At 73.9% G+C, this 14,915-nt stretch carries 12 protein-coding genes; 5 read left to right on the top strand and 7 right to left on the bottom strand.

Annotation, left to right across the window (positions count from 1 at the left end; genetic code table 11):
* Window positions 1–23: 23 nt before the first annotated feature.
* Window positions 24–2,537 (bottom strand): DEAD/DEAH box helicase, encoded by a 2,514-nt coding sequence (locus ACIF8T_RS11720; protein ID WP_400033725.1) that lies wholly within the window; start codon window positions 2,535–2,537, stop codon window positions 24–26.
* Between the two features lie 145 nt (window positions 2,538–2,682).
* On the opposite strand from ACIF8T_RS11720, the gene ACIF8T_RS11715 reads away from it, so the two are divergent.
* On the top strand, window positions 2,683–3,477 hold the full coding sequence (locus ACIF8T_RS11715) for a metal-dependent hydrolase (RefSeq protein WP_400033723.1): 795 nt from the start codon (window positions 2,683–2,685) through the stop codon (window positions 3,475–3,477).
* Between the two features lie 14 nt (window positions 3,478–3,491).
* On the opposite strand, the gene ACIF8T_RS11710 is transcribed toward ACIF8T_RS11715, so the two are convergent.
* The 4 genes from ACIF8T_RS11710 to ACIF8T_RS11695 all read right to left on the bottom strand — a co-directional run bounded on the left by ACIF8T_RS11710 (window position 3,492) and on the right by ACIF8T_RS11695 (window position 8,172).
* Entirely contained in the window at window positions 3,492–3,758 is a 267-nt protein-coding gene (locus ACIF8T_RS11710) for a type B 50S ribosomal protein L31 (RefSeq protein WP_400033721.1), read from the bottom strand.
* Between the two features lie 87 nt (window positions 3,759–3,845).
* Window positions 3,846–4,316, bottom strand: a complete 471-nt coding sequence (locus ACIF8T_RS11705) for a DUF5709 domain-containing protein (protein WP_400033719.1) — start codon at window positions 4,314–4,316, stop codon at window positions 3,846–3,848.
* Window positions 4,317–4,582: 266 nt separating this feature from the next.
* Window positions 4,583–6,370, bottom strand: coding sequence for an ABC transporter ATP-binding protein (locus ACIF8T_RS11700; protein ID WP_400033717.1), 1,788 nt, complete (start codon window positions 6,368–6,370; stop codon window positions 4,583–4,585).
* Complete coding sequence (locus ACIF8T_RS11695) at window positions 6,367–8,172, bottom strand: ABC transporter ATP-binding protein (RefSeq protein ID WP_400033715.1); 1,806 nt, start codon at window positions 8,170–8,172, stop codon at window positions 6,367–6,369. Before ACIF8T_RS11695 ends, ACIF8T_RS11700 begins: the two co-directional genes overlap by 4 nt.
* Before the next feature lie 322 nt (window positions 8,173–8,494).
* Between ACIF8T_RS11695 and ACIF8T_RS11690 the strand changes: the two genes are divergently transcribed.
* The gene (locus ACIF8T_RS11690; RefSeq protein WP_400033713.1) at window positions 8,495–8,842 is read left to right on the top strand and encodes a hypothetical protein; all 348 of its coding nucleotides are present in this window, start codon (window positions 8,495–8,497) and stop codon (window positions 8,840–8,842) included.
* A gap of 232 nt (window positions 8,843–9,074) precedes the next feature.
* Here the strand turns inward: ACIF8T_RS11690 and ACIF8T_RS11685 are convergent, their stop codons facing one another.
* Complete coding sequence (locus ACIF8T_RS11685; protein WP_400033711.1) at window positions 9,075–9,524, bottom strand: MarR family winged helix-turn-helix transcriptional regulator; 450 nt, start codon at window positions 9,522–9,524, stop codon at window positions 9,075–9,077.
* Window positions 9,525–9,639: 115 nt separating this feature from the next.
* Here ACIF8T_RS11685 and ACIF8T_RS11680 point away from each other — a divergent pair, with 115 nt between their 5' ends.
* Both ACIF8T_RS11680 and mltG read left to right on the top strand, forming a co-directional pair.
* Entirely contained in the window at window positions 9,640–11,517 is a 1,878-nt protein-coding gene (locus ACIF8T_RS11680) for an ABC transporter ATP-binding protein (RefSeq protein WP_400033709.1), read from the top strand.
* A 43-nt stretch (window positions 11,518–11,560) separates the two neighbouring features.
* Window positions 11,561–12,409 carry an endolytic transglycosylase MltG gene (mltG, locus tag ACIF8T_RS11675; RefSeq protein WP_400033707.1) on the top strand — a complete coding sequence of 283 codons (849 nt, stop codon included), beginning with the start codon at window positions 11,561–11,563 and terminating at the stop codon, window positions 12,407–12,409.
* A gap of 73 nt (window positions 12,410–12,482) precedes the next feature.
* Here mltG and ACIF8T_RS11670 read toward each other — a convergent pair whose 3' ends face one another.
* Window positions 12,483–13,559: an NAD(P)-binding domain-containing protein gene (locus ACIF8T_RS11670; RefSeq protein ID WP_400033705.1), complete on the bottom strand. Its 1,077-nt coding sequence runs from the start codon at window positions 13,557–13,559 to the stop codon at window positions 12,483–12,485.
* A 738-nt stretch (window positions 13,560–14,297) separates the two neighbouring features.
* Here ACIF8T_RS11670 and ACIF8T_RS11665 point away from each other — a divergent pair.
* Entirely contained in the window at window positions 14,298–14,720 is a 423-nt protein-coding gene (locus ACIF8T_RS11665) for a YjbQ family protein (protein WP_400033703.1), read from the top strand.
* Window positions 14,721–14,915: the final 195 nt, after the last annotated feature.

The following is a 14,915-nucleotide window of genomic DNA, read 5'->3' as shown; positions in this document are numbered from 1 at the left end:
TGAGCTCACGGGCGGCCGGCTGCTCACAGCTGGCCGACGTCGGTGACGCGGACGACCGCGCGGCCCTCCGCGTCGGAGGCGGCCAGGTCGACCTCCGCGCTGATGCCCCAGTCGTGGTCGTCGTTCGGGTCGTCGAAGATCTGGCGGACGCGCCACAGACCGTTCTGCGGCTCCTCCTGGATCACGAGCAGCTTGGGGCCGCGCGCGTCGGGCCCGGTGCCCAGGTCGTCGTACTCGTCCCAGTACTTGTCCATCGCCTCGCCCCACGCCTCGGCGTCCCAGCCGGACTCGGCGTCCATCTCGCCCAGTTCCCCGACCTGGTCGAGGGCCGCGAGCTCGACGCGGCGGAACAGGGCGTTGCGGACCAGGACGCGGAAGGCACGCGCGTTCGTGGTGACCGGCTTGACCTCGTCGGCCTTCTCCTGGGCCTCCTCGGCGGTCATCTCCTCCGGGTTGGCGAGCTGCTCCCACTCGTCCAGCAGGCTGGAGTCGACCTGGCGCACCATCTCGCCGAGCCACTCGATCAGGTCCTGGAGGTCCTCGGACTTCAGGTCGTCGGGGATGGTGTGGTCGAGGGCCTTGTAGGCGCCGGCGAGGTAGCGCAGCACGATGCCCTCGGTGCGGGCCAGCTCGTAGAAGGACACCAACTCCGTGAACGACAGCGCCCGTTCGTACATGTCCCGCACCACGGACTTCGGCGACAGCGGATGGTCGCCGACCCACGGGTGGCTCTTGCGGTAGGTGTTGTACGCGTGGAAGAGCAGCTCTTCCAGGGGCTTGGGGTAGGTGATGTCCTGGAGGCGCTCCATGCGCTCCTCGTACTCGACGCCGTCCGCCTTCATCGCGGCCACGGCCTCGCCGCGCGCCTTGTTCTGCTGGGCGGCGAGGATCTGCCGGGGGTCGTCCAGCGTCGACTCCACCACGGACACCATGTCCAGCGCGTACGACGGGGACTCCGGGTCGAGGAGCTCGAACGCGGCGAGCGCGAAGGTCGACAGCGGCTGGTTGAGCGCGAAGTCCTGCTGGAGGTCCACGGTGAGACGGACGATGCGGCCCTCGGCGTCCGGCGCGTCGAGCTTCTCGACGATGCCGCCGTCCAGCAGCGAGCGGTAGATGGCGATCGCCCGCCGGATGTGCCGCAGCTGCTGCTTGCGCGGCTCGTGGTTGTCCTCCAGCAGGCGGCGCATCGCCTCGAAGGCGTTGCCGGGCCGGGCGATCACCGACAGCAGCATCGTGTGCGTCACCCGGAAACGGGACGTCAGGGGCTCCGGCTCGGACTCGATGAGCTTCTCGAAGGTCTGCTCCGTCCAGCCGACGAAGCCCTCGGGCGCCTTCTTGCGCACCACCTTCCGGCGCTTCTTCGGGTCGTCGCCGGCCTTGGCGAGCGCCTTCTCGTTCTCGATGACGTGCTCGGGCGCCTGGGCGACGACGAAGCCCTCGGTGTCGAAGCCCGCGCGGCCGGCGCGGCCCGCGATCTGGTGGAACTCACGCGCGCGCAGGGTCCGCACCCGGTTGCCGTCGTACTTCGTCAGCGCCGTGAACAGCACCGTGCGGATGGGCACGTTGACGCCCACGCCGAGGGTGTCCGTGCCGCAGATGACCTTCAGCAGGCCGGCCTGGGCGAGTTTCTCCACCAGCCGCCGGTACTTGGGCAGCATGCCGGCGTGGTGCACTCCGATGCCGTGCCGCACGTAACGGGAGAGGTTGCGGCCGAACTTCGTGGTGAAGCGGAAGTTGCCGATCAGCTCGGCGATCCGGTCCTTCTCCTCGCGCGTGCACATGTTGATGCTCATCAGCGCCTGCGCCCGCTCCACGGCCTGCGCCTGCGTGAAGTGCACGATGTAGACCGGCGCCTGCCGGGCGGCCAGCAGGTCGGTGAGCGTCTCCGTCAGCGGGGTGTAGCGGTACTCGTAGGAGAGGGGCACGGGGCGGGTCGCCGAGCGGACCACCGTCGTCGGGCGGCCCGTGCGGCGGGAGAGGTCCTTCTCGAAGAAGGACACGTCACCGAGGGTCGCCGACATGAGGACGAACTGCGCCTGCGGCAGCTCCAGCAGCGGGATCTGCCAGGCCCAGCCCCGGTCCGGCTCCGCGTAGAAGTGGAACTCGTCCATGACGACCTGGCCGACGTCCGCGTGCCTGCCGTCCCGCAGCGCGATCGACGCCAGCACCTCGGCGGTGCAGCAGATGACCGGGGCGTCGGCGTTGACGGACGCGTCGCCGGTCAGCATGCCGACGTTCTCGGTGCCGAAGAGCTTGCACAACTCGAAGAACTTCTCCGACACCAGCGCCTTGATCGGCGCGGTGTAGAAGGTGACCTCGTCCCGGGCCAGCGCGGCGAAGTGCGCACCCGCGGCGATCATGCTCTTGCCGGACCCCGTGGGCGTGGACACGATCACGTTCGCCCCGGAGACCACCTCGATCAGCGCCTCCTCCTGGTGGGGATAGAGGGTGAGCCCGCGCTCCTGCGCCCACGACTCGAAGGCTTCGTACAGGGCGTCGGGGTCGGCGGTCGGCGGCAGCTGATCGATGAGGGTCACGGACCCATCTTGCCTGGCCTCCCGCCCGATGCGGCAATCGGATGCCGGTCCGAAGATCGCGAACGGTACGCTGTCCCGCCGGCGGAGCGTCCACGCCCCCGGTCAACCGGTCGGCGGCACACGAGGAATGGGGCGGGCAGCGGCGATGATGGGACCAGCACACTCACTGTCGGGCGCCGCGGCCTGGCTCGGCGTCGGTGCGGCGGTCGCCGCGGCCGGGCGTCCGATGCCCTGGCCGGTCCTGCTGTGCGGTGCCCTGATCTGCGCGGGCGCCGCACTCGCCCCGGACCTCGACCACAAGGCCGCCACCATCTCGCGGGCCTTCGGACCCCTGTCGCGCTGGCTGTGCGAGATCGTCGACAAGCTGTCGTACGCCGTCTACAAGGCGACGAAGAAGCAGGGCGACCCGCGCCGCTCCGGCGGGCACCGCACGCTCACGCACACCTGGCTGTGGGCCGTCCTGATCGGCCTGGGCACCTCGACCCTGGCGATCACGGGCGGTCGCTGGGCGGTGCTGGCTATCCTCTTCGCGCACCTGGTGCTGGCGATAGAAGGGCTGCTGTGGCGGGCGACCCGCGGCTCCAGCAGCGACGTCCTGGTGTGGCTGCTGGCGGCGGCCACCGCGTGGATCATCGCGGGGATCCTGGACCAGCCGGGCAACGGCGCCGACTGGCTCTTCACGGAGCCGGGCCAGGAGTACCTGTGGCTGGGGCTGCCCGTGGTGCTGGGGGCGCTGGTGCACGACCTCGGCGACGCGCTGACCGTCTCCGGCTGCCCGGTCCTGTGGCCCATCCCGGTGGGACGCAAGCGCTGGTACCCGGTGGGCCCGCCGAAGGCCATGCGGTTCCGGGCGGGCAGCTGGGTCGAGCTGAAGGTGCTGATGCCGGCGTTCATGCTGCTCGGCGGAGTGGGCTGCGCGGCGGCGCTCAACGTCATCTGAGCACCGCGCGGGGCTCAGCCGCCCGCGGCGTCCTGGCCGGAGCCGCCGTAGCGCCGTTCGAAGCGGGCGACGCGGCCCTCCGTGTCCACCGTCCGGGCCTTGCCCGTGTAGAAGGGGTGGCTCTCCGAGGAGATCTCCACGTCCACGACCGGGTAGGTCTCGCCGTCGTCCCACTCGATGGTCTCGTGGCTGGACGCGGTGGACCGGGTGAGGAAGGCGTACCCGGCGGCGCGGTCGCGGAAGACGACGGGGTGGTAGTCGGGGTGCTTGTCCTGCTGCATGAAGGCTCCTCGGGCGACTGGGATCGAGGCGGGGCAGGGAAAGGGCGCGGCCGGTGGGACGTGGCCGGGCCGGGGGCGGCGGGCGGGTCAGCCGGGCAGGGTGTCCTCGTCGACGATGTGCACGGCGGCCTCCTCGGCGGAGGCGGCCGCGCCGTCGATGCCGACGTCCCGGGCGACCAGCGCGGGCTCGTCGTCCTCGTGCACCCCCTCGTCGGGTGCCACGAGACGGCCGGAGCGACGGGCGCCGACCTCGTTGTCCAGCAGTTCGCCGTCGGTGTCCTGGGTGTCGCCGAGGCCGTCGCCGTCGGGCACGCCGACGTCCGGCAGTTCTTCGGCGAGCCGCTGGTCCAGCGTCTCCCCGCGCAGGCGCTCCGCGGCCGTCACACCGACGTGTTCCACGGCCCAGGGCCGCTCGGGAGGGGACCAGCCCGGGTCGAGGGGATCGTCGGTGCCCTCGAACGCCAGGGTGTCCTCGGTGTCGAGCACGCCCGTGTCCTCGAGCTGCCCGTCCTGCTGGGGCTGGTAGACGTCGTCTCCCCATCCGTCGGAGCTGTTCACGGATACCTCCAGGGGGTGGGGACGAACCCGTTGTCACCGCGGCCCGCCGGGGGCCGCCGCTGCACGGGGCACTGGCGCCGCCCGTCGCCGGATCGTGTGGTCTCCGGGCGTTCCCCGAGCCGGTGCCCGAGTCCAGCCTTCCACCCCGGTTCGCAACCGCGCAACGGCACGGACCCGGCCCGGGTACGCGGCCGGCGGCGCGGGGCGGGGCGTCCACGACCGCGGAGCCGGGCGCCGGGGGTCCCGGCCCGGCGCCCGGCTCCGCCCTACCCGTGCCAGGAGCGCCACAGGGCCGCGTACGCCCCGTCCGCCGCGACCAGGTCGTCGTGGCTGCCCAGCTCGCTGATCCGGCCGTTCTCGACGACGGCGATGACGTCCGCGTCGTGGGCGGTGTGCAGCCGGTGGGCGATGGCGACGACCGTGCGGCCGTCCAGGACGCGGGCCAGGGACCGCTCCAGGTGGCGGGCCGCCCGCGGGTCGAGCAGGGAGGTCGCCTCGTCCAGGACCAGTGTGTGCGGGTCGGCCAGCACCAGCCGGGCCAGCGCGACCTGCTGGGCCTGGGCCGGGGTGAGGGCCTGGCCGCCCGAGCCGACCTCGGCGTCCAGGCCGTCGTCGAGCGCGCGGGCCCAGCCGTCCGCGTCGACCGCGCCGAGCGCCGCCCACAGCTCGGCGTCGGTGGCGTCGGCGCGGGCGAGCCGGAGGTTGTCGCGCAGGGACCCCACGAAGACGTGGTGCTCCTGGTTGACGAGGGCCACGTGGGCGCGGACCCGTTCCGCGGTCATCCGGGACAGTTCGGCGCTGCCCAGGGTGATCCGGCCGTCCCGGGGCGCGTAGATCCCGGCGAGCAGCCGGCCCAGGGTGGACTTGCCCGCGCCGGAGGGCCCGACCAGCGCCAGCCTGGTGCCGGGCGCGACCTCCAGGGACACCCGGCGCAGCACGTCCACGCCGTCGAGGTAGCCGAAGCGCACCCGGTCCGCGTGCAGGTGGCGTCCGTCGGGGGCGAGGGCGGGATCGCCGGCGCCGGGCTCGATGTCCCGGACGCCGACCAGCCGTGCGAGCGACACGTGGGCCACCTGGAGTTCGTCGTACCAGCGCAGGACGAGGCCCACGGGGTCGACGAGCATCTGGGCGAGCAGCGCGCCCGTGGTCAACTGGCCGACACCGATCCAGCCCTGCAGGACGAACACGCCGCCGATCATGAGGACCGAGCCGAGCACCGTCACGTGGGTGACGTTGACGACCGGGAAGAGCACGGAGCGCAGCCACAGGGTGTAGCGCTCCCAGGCCGTCCACTGCGCGATCCGCCGCTCCGACAGCGCGATGCGGCGGTCGCCGAGGCGGTGGGCCTCGACGGTGCGCCCGGCGTCCACGGTCTCGGCGAGCGCGGCGGCCACGGAGGCGTACCCGGCGGACTCCGCGCGGTACGCCGAGGGCGCCCGCCGGAAGTACCAGCGGCAGCCGGCCACCAGCAGCGGGACGGCGAGCAGGACGGCGGGCGCCAGCGGAGGTGCCGTGACGACCAGCCCGCCCAGCAGCAGCGCCGCCCACACCACGCCGATCGCCAGCTGGGGCACGGCCTCGCGCATCGCGTTGGCGAGCCGGTCGATGTCCGTGGTGATCCGGGACAGCAGGTCGCCCGTCCCGGCCCGCTCCAGCACCCCCGGCGGCAGTCCGACCGACCGGACGAGGAAGTCCTCGCGCAGGTCGGCCAGCATCCGCTCGCCGAGCATCGCGCCGCGCAGCCGCACCTGCCGTACGAACAGGGCCTGCACGACCAGTGCGAGCACGAACAGGCCGGCGGTCAGCTCCAGACGGAGCTCCCGGGCCGCGGAGCCGTCCGAGACGCGCTCCACCAGCCCGCCGAGCAGGTAGGGGCCGGCCATCGAGGCGACGACGGCCACCGTGTTGACGGCGACGAGCAGGAGGAAGGCCCGGCGGTGCCGGCGCAGCAGCTCGGTCACGTACGCGCGGACGGTCGCGGGCGCCCCGACGGGCAGGGTGCTCGCCGTCGTCGGGGCCGCCGGGTCGTAGGCCGGTGGCGCCACGCCGATCATGCTGTCTCCTCGATCTCTTCCCGTCGGTGCGGGACGTGGTTCCGGTCCAGGACGTCGCCGGGGACGGCCTCGTCGTCGGTCTCGCGGGTCACCACCGCCCGGTACCGGGGCTCGGTGCCCAGCAGCTCGCGGTGCCCGCCGGCCGCGACGACGGACCCGTCGTGCAGGAACACGACCCGGTCCGCGCGGTCCAGCAGCAGCGGCGAGGAGGTGAACACCACGGTCGTGCGCCCGGCGCGCAGGTCCCGGACGCCCTGGGCGATGCGCGCCTCGGTGTGCGAGTCGACCGCCGAGGTCGGCTCGTCCAGGACGAGCACCTCCGGGTCGGTGACCAGCGACCGGGCCAGGGCGAGGCGCTGGCGCTGGCCGCCGGACAGCGACCGGCCGCGTTCGGTGATCCGGGCGTCGAGCGGATCGCCGGCGTCGAGCGAGTTCTGCGCGAGCGCCGCCAGCACGTCGTCGCACTGCGCGGCCGCCAGGGCCGCGTCCGTCCCGACGGCGCCCGAGGCGGGCACGTCGAGCAGTTCGCGCAGGGAGCCGGACAGCAGGACCGGGTCCTTGTCCTGGACCAGGACGGCCGTGCGGGCGGTGTGCAGGGGCAGCTCGTCGAGCGGTACGCCGCCCAGCAGGGCGGAGGGGCCCTCCTCCGAGGGGTGTCCGCCGAGCCGCTCCGCCAGCCGCCCGGCGGCGTCCGGGTCGCCGCACACCACGGCGGTGAACCGGCCGGCGGGGGCGAGCAGACCGGTGGCCGGGTCGTACAGGTCTCCGGAGGGCGGGTCGGCGGCGCGGGTCCCGGTGCTGTCCGTGGCCCGTTCCAGCGCCAGCACGCCCGCGGCCCGCCTGGCGGAGGGCCGGGAGAAGGAGTACGCCATGGCGATCTCCTCGAAGTGCCGCAGCGGGTAGGTGAGGATCATGACCGAGCTGTAGACGGTGACCAGTTCGCCGACGGTGACGCGGCCCTGCCGGGACAGGTGCACGCCGTACCAGACCACCGCGATCAGCAGCAGCCCCGGCAGCAGGACCTGGACGGCGGAGATCAGGGACCACATCCGGGCGCTGCGCACGGCCGCGTGGCGGACCTCCTGAGAGGCGCGGCGGTAGCGGTCCAGGAACAGCTCCTCGCCGCCGATGCCGCGCAGCACGCGCAGTCCCGCGACGGTGTCGGAGGCGAGCTCGGTGGCGCGGCCCGCCTTCTCGCGCTGGACGTCGGCGCGCCGGGTGGCGCGGGGCAGCAGGGGCAGCACGGCGAGGGCGAGGACGGGCAGGCCCACGGCGACGACCACGCCGAGCGCCGGCTGGTAGACGACCAGGCCCGCGCAGACCAGCACGAGGGTGACGGCCGCCGCGGTGAACCGGGACAGCGCCTCCACGAACCAGCCGATCCTCTCGACGTCGCCCGTCGAGACGGCCACGACCTCACCGGCGGCGACCCGCCGGGTCAGCGCGGAGCCCAGCCGGGCGGCCTTGCGGGCGAGCAGCTGCTGGACGCGGGCGGCCGCCGTGATCCAGTTGGTGACGGCGGTGCGGTGCAGGAAGGTGTCGCCGACCGCGTTCGCGGCGCAGACCAGCGCCAGCAGGCCGCCCGCCTGGGCCAGCCGGGTGCCGGAGCGGTCCACCACGGCCTGCACGGCGAGGCCGACGCAGAACGGCAGCGCGGAGACGGCGGTGAAGTGCAGCAGTCCCCAGGCCAGCGACTTGAGCTGTCCGCCCAGCTGCTTCCGGAAGAGCCACCACAGCAGTCGGGGGCCCGAGCGTGCGTCCGGCACACCCGGGTCGGGATACGGGAGGTCTTGAATACGCATGAGGTCCCAGTGGCTCGTGTCAGGGATCGGTGGGGAGAAAGAACGGTGGAGGCGGGCCGGAGCGGTGCGAGGGACGGTGCGGGGGAGGGGGCGAGAAGTGGTCGAGCGGTGCGGAACGGAGGCGGCGGGGACCGCGGAGCGGAGCGACAGGCCGTGACAGGTTCGCGTCGCAGCGTGTCCGGGCGCAAACGGTTTTCCCCACGACCGCACAGAACCGGCTAGGGGCATCGCCGATGCCGATGCCGATGCCGATGCCGACTTCGTGGGCCGACCCCCGCCGACACCGACCCCCGCGGACACCGGCCTTTATGGACACCGCCCTTTGCGGACACCGATCCCCGCACCGGTCGCCCCAGACCGCCGCACCCCTGCGCCGCCGCCCCCGCCCCCGACCCCCGGGGTCCTCGGCGAGGACCGGTCGACGCCGCACACGCCGTCCGGCCTGGTGCCGGCGTTCCGGCGGGTCACGGACTTCCGGCCGCCGCGGTGGCCGCACCCGGCCCGTCCGCGGCAGTTCCACCTCGGCTTCGGCTTCGGCTTCGGCTTCGGCTTCGGCTTCGACGTCGCGGACCCGGACCGCCCGCACGACCAAGTCCTCGCCCGGGGCGCCCGTCCGCCGGACGGCGGTACGGACGGGCGCGGCCGGCGGGTCTATGCCGATCCGGCGTGACACCCGTTCTGCCTGGTGCGTCATTGACCCCGCCCGGTGCGCCGCCGACGCGCCCCTGCCGCGTCCGAGGGCCGCCGCCGACCACCGACCACCGACCACCGGCCGCCGACCACCGGCCGCCGACCACCGGCCGCCGACCGCCGGCCGCCGACCGCCGGACCAGCGTCAGCGGGAGAGGACCGGCGCCCCGCCGGTCAGCTCGGCAGGGGCGGACCCGCGCTCGTCGGCCAGGTCAGCAGGAGCGGACCGGCGCCCCGTCGATCAGCGTGTCCAGCAAGCCCCCGAGGACCTCGCGCTGCGCGTCCGTCAGCGGGGCGAGGATCTCCTCGGCGGCGGAGCGGCGCGCGTCGTGCAGCTCGCGCAGCACCTTGTGGCCGTCGTCCGTGAGTTCGATCCGGATCACCCGGCGGTTGGCCGGGTCGGGGACCCGGCGGACCGCGCCGTGCGCCTCCAGCCCGTCGACCAGCGTCGTCACGGCCCGCGGCACCACCTCCAGCCGCTCGGCCAGATCGGCCATGCGCGGTGGCGAACCGTAGTGCGCGAGGGTGCGCAGCAGCCGGGACTGGGCCGGGGTGATGCCGAGGTCGCGCTGGTGGAGATGGCGCTTCTGGATGCGGTGCACCCGGCGGGTGAGCCGCAGCAACTGCTCGGCGAGCAGGCCGTCGGAGTCGGGGCTGGTCATGCGGGAACAATATCAGGATGTCGTTCATTGTGAGTATAGGTAACAATGAGCTAAGCTCCGTCAGTCCTCGCCGGCCGGCGCCCCGGCCGGCGCCCGCTCACCTCCGTAGGAGCCCATGCATCCCGACCAGCCACCCGCCTGGACACCACCCGCCGACGCGCCCGAGCAGCCCCGGCAGGTGCGCCGCATCCTGCGGCTCTTCCGCCCCTACCGGGGCCGGCTCGCGATCGTCGGCCTGCTCGTCGCCGCCTCGTCGCTGGTCTCGGTCGCCACGCCCTTCCTGCTGAAGGCGATCCTCGACGTCGCGATCCCCGAGGGCCGCACGGGCCTGCTGACCCTGCTCGCCGCGGGCATGATCGTCAGCGCCGTCCTGACCAGCGTCTTCGGTGTGCTCCAGACGCTGATCTCCACGACGGTCGGCCAGCGCGTCATGCACGACCTGCGCACCGCCGTCTACGGCCGGCTGCAGCGCATGTCCCTCGCCTTCTTCACGCGCACGCGCACCGGCGAGGTGCAGTCCCGCATCGCCAACGACATCGGCGGCATGCAGGCCACCGTCACCTCCACCGCGACCTCGCTCGTCTCCAACGCCACCAGCGTGATCGCCACGATCGTCGCGATGATCGCCCTCGACTGGCGGCTGACCGTGGTCTCGCTCGTCCTGCTGCCGGTGTTCGTGTGGATCAGCCGCCGGGTCGGCGACGAGCGCAAGAAGATCACCACGCGGCGCCAGAAGCAGATGGCCGTGATGGCCGCCACCGTCACCGAGTCGCTGTCCGTCAGCGGCATCCTGCTCGGCCGCACGATGGGCCGCTCCGACTCGCTGACCCGGTCCTTCGCCGAGGAGTCCGAGCGGCTGGTGGACCTGGAGGTGCGGTCGAGCATGGCCGGCCGCTGGCGCATGGCCGTCATCACGATCGTCATGGCCGCGCTGCCCGCCGTCATCTACTGGACCGCCGGCATGGCCCTCCAGCTCGGCGGCCCGCAGGTGTCCATCGGCACCCTCGTCGCCTTCGTCTCGCTCCAGCAGGGCCTGTTCCGCCCTGCCGTGAGCCTGCTGTCGACCGGCGTCCAGATCCAGGCCTCGCTGGCGCTCTTCCAGCGCATCTTCGAGTACCTGGACCTGCCGATCGACATCACCGAGCGTGAGGACCCGGTCCGCCTCGACCGCGTCAAGGGCGAGATCCGCTTCGAGAACGTCACCTTCCACTACGACCCGGCGGACCATGCCCCGGCCGGCGACGCGAGCGCCGGGGAAGCGGCCGGCAAGGCCGGCGACCGGGGTGGCGACGGCAGGGCCGCTCCCGTCCTCGACGGCATCGACCTCACCGTCCCCGCCGGCGGCAGCCTCGCCGTCGTCGGCCCGACCGGCGCCGGCAAGTCCACGCTCGGCTACCTCGTGCCCCGGCTGTACGACGTGACCGGCGGCCGCGTGACGCTCGACGGGGTCGACGTCCGCGACCTGGACTTCGACACCCTGGCCCGCGCGGTCGGCGTCGTCTCGCAGGAGACGTACCTCTTTCACGCCTCGGTCGCCGACAACCTGCGCTTCGCCAAGCCCGACGCCACCGACGAGGAGCTCCGGGCGGCGGCCCGGGCGGCCCAGATCCACGACCACATCGCGTCGCTGCCCGACGGCTACGACACCGTCGTCGGCGAGCGCGGCCACCGCTTCTCCGGCGGCGAGAAGCAGCGCCTGGCCATCGCCCGCACCATCCTGCGCGACCCGCCGGTCCTCATCCTCGACGAGGCCACCAGCGCGCTGGACACCCGTACGGAGGCCGCGGTCCAGGAGGCCATCGACGCCCTGTCGGCCGACCGCACCACCCTCACCATCGCGCACCGGCTGTCCACCGTCCGCGGCGCCGACCAGATCGTGGTCCTCGACTCCGGGCGCGCGGTCGAACGGGGCAGCCACGAGGAGCTGTTGGAACGGAACGGGCGCTACGCGGCGCTGGTACGCCGAGACGCTCAACTGGAGCCGACAAGATGAAGATATGCCGGGTTTGTCAGCTTATACGGGTTACCGTGCCCGCATGCAGACGAACACTCCGCCACGGAGCTCGAGGAGCACGATCCGACTGACGCGCCGGGGCCGCATCACCCTCATCGCGACCGGCGCCGTCGTGGCCGGCACCGCCGTGGCGGTGCCGCTGCTGACCCTCCGGGACGACGGACCGGCCAGACCCACCCGGCTGACCGTCCCCGAGGGCTGGCGCGCGAGCCAGGTGTACGGCGCCGTCGACAAGGCGCTCGCCCTGCCCCCGGGCACCACGAAGAAGTCCCTGGCCAAGGCGGACCTGAAGCTGCCGAACGACGCGGAGGGCAACCCCGAGGGCTACCTCTTCCCGGCGACCTACCCGCTGGACGAGAAGGCGACGCCGGAGCGCCTGCTGTCGCTCATGGTCGACACCGCCACCAAGCGGTTCAACGGGGCGCCGATCGCCGCGGGCGCGCAGCGCAACGCCATGAACGTCTACCAGGCGGTCACCATCGCCAGCATCGTCCAGGCGGAGGCGGCCACCAAGGCCGACATGGGCAAGGTCGCCCGGGTGATCTTCAACCGGCTCGAACGCGGCATGCCGCTCCAGATGGACTCGACCCTCAACTACGCGCTCGACCGCACCACCCTCACCACCACCGACGCCGACACGCGCGTCGACAGCCCCTACAACTCCTACCAGCGCATGGGCCTGCCGCCCACGCCCATCGCCAACCCCGGCGAGGACGCGGTGCGGGCCGCGATCAACCCCACCCCGGGCGACTGGCTGTACTTCGTCACGGTCAAGCCGGGGGACACCCGCTTCACCGCCGACTACGCGGAGCACCAGCGCAACGTCACCGAATTCAACGCCCAGCAGAAGAGCGCGGGCACACCGAAGTGACCGGGCGGGGCCGCCCCGCGGCCCGAGCCGCGACGGAAGCCGCGGCCGGGACCCGGGCCGGGACCGGCCGCCGTCACGCGGCGACCGCCTCCCCGTCCAGCAGCCGCCTGATGTCCCGTACGGCCGCGCGGCCGGCCCGGTTGGCGCCGACGGTGCTGGCCGACGGCCCGTAGCCGACGAGGTGGATCCGCGGGTCGGCGACCACCCGCGTCCCCTCGACGCGGATGCCGCCGCCCGGCCCGCGCAGCCGCAGCGGGGCGAGGTGGTCGAGGGCGGCCCGGAACCCGGTCGCCCACAGGATGACGTCGGCCGCCACACGCCGTCCGTCCGCCCACTCCACCCCGTCGGGCGTGATCCGGTCGAACACCGGCAGGCGGTCCAGCACTCCGTCCGCGATGCCCTGCCGGACGGCGTCGTTCAGCGGCAGTCCCGTGACCGAGACGACACTCCTCGGCGGCAGGCCCCGCCGCACCCGCTCCGCCACGAGCGCGACGGCCGCCCGGCCCGCGTCCTCGTCGAAGGGCCCCTCACGGAAGACCGGCGGCCGCCGGGTCACCCACGTCGTGGCCGCGGCGTACGGAGCGAGCTCCAGCAGGTGCTGCGTGCCCGAGGCACCGCCGCCCACCACCACGACCCGCAGCCCCGCGAACTCCTCGGGCCCGGCGTACTGCGCGGTGTGCAGCTGCCGCCCCCGGAAGGTCTCCTGCCCGGGGTAGCGCGGCCAGAACGGCCGGTCCCACGTGCCCGTCGCGTTGATCAGCGCCCGCGTCGCCCAGGTCCCGGCCGAGGTCTCGACCAGCAGCCGCCCGCCGTCCCCCTCGCGCACGGCCCGCACGTCGACGGGCCGCCGGACCCGCAGGCCGAAGGTCCGCTCGTACGCGGCGAAGTACTCGGAGATCACCTCGGCGGACGGCCGCCCGGGATCGGCGCCGGTCAGCTCCATGCCGGGCAGCGCGTGCATGCCGTGCACCTTGCCGTAGGTCAGCGACGGCCACCGGAACTGCCAGGCGCCGCCCGGTCCGGGGGAGTGGTCCAGCACCACGAAGTCGCGGTCCGGCTCGAAGCCGGCGCGCCGCAGGTGGTAGGCGGCGGCCAGTCCGGCCTGGCCCGCGCCGATGACGACCGCCTCGACCTCACGGATGACGTTCACGCCTCTCCCAACCCCGCGGGCGGCGCGGAACTTCCCGCCGGGCGGCACCCCTCCAGCGGCCCGCGGAGACGCACGGTCCCGTCACGCTCCCCTCCGAGGTCCTGATCCGGGCGAGCGCGTCGAGCGCGCCCGGGTGCACCCTCCACGTCCTTTCGGGGCAGCCCGAGCGGCACGGCGCGCCGCACCTTCTTCCACGGCGGCGGCCCCGGCGCCCGGAAGGCGACGGCCCCGCGGCGGCACGGGCACCGTGCCCCGATGCCGCGGCCGAGCCGGCCGGGATGCGCGGCGGCATCGGCTTCCCGCACCCGCCGTTCCCGAGCGGCGCGACGAACTCGCCCGGCCGGCTACCCGGTTGGAGCCGCTCCACCGCCGAGCGCGCCCGGCGGCGCGACGTGCCGCACCGGCCCCACCGCGAGAACCCGAGCGACTCCCCGGCCTCGGTCAACCGGGCGTCCACGCCGCGGATTCCGGCGTGGACGCCGACGCGGAGCGGGAACGTCACACCGAGCGTGACGAGGAGCCTGCGGCGTCCCGCCCACGCCGGACCGGATGACGAACGGCGGGACGGGCCCCGCGAACGGCACGGCCCGCAGGGCGGATCCGGTGCCGGCGGCCGGGCCGGGCACGTCCGGGGCCGGTACGCCGGTGCCGCCGAGGAGTTGCCGCGCCGCCGGCGGCGGGACCGGCCCGATGGTGCGGCGCGGCCGGCGCGGCGCGCGCGTGCGTCAGGATGGAGGCATGTCCGATGCCTTCACCACACGCGTCCTGAACGTCACCACCGGTTCCGCCGAGCGGGTCGTCGACCTCACGCGGGACTGCGAGTCCTTCCTGCGGGAGGTGGCGGCCGGCCGCGACGGCCTGCTCAACGTCTTCGTCCCGCACGCCACCGCCGGCATCGCCGTCATCGAGACGGGCGCCGGCAGCGACGACGACCTCCTCGCCGCCCTGCACACCCTGCTGCCCGCCGACGACCGCTGGCAGCACCGCCACGGCAGCCCCGGCCACGGCCGCGACCACGTCCTGCCCGCCTTCGTCCCGCCGCACGCCACGCTCCCGGTGATCGGCGGCCGGCTGGAGCTCGGGACCTGGCAGTCGGTGTGCCTGGTGGACACCAACAAGGACAACCCCGACCGCACGGTGCGCCTCAGCTTCCTGGGCTGACCCACCGGGCGGGCACCGCCCCGACCCCCGCGGCCGGCCCGCGATCCACCCGTCGTTCACCCAAGATCACCCCCTGGGGTAAGGTCCCCACCGTTCCCGGCCACCGACCGGAGCCGCACCGGTACGGGCGGTGCCGGACGGCGGCCAGACGAGGCGATTCCAGAGGGGTGACGGCGGATCCGTGGACCTGGACGA

It is taken from the genome of Streptomyces sp. NPDC085946 (assembly GCF_044540485.1).
Taxonomy (GTDB): Bacteria; Actinomycetota; Actinomycetes; order Streptomycetales; family Streptomycetaceae; genus Streptomyces.
Note: the sequence above shows the minus strand (reverse complement) of the source record. Positions and strands in the feature narration are given on the sequence as shown.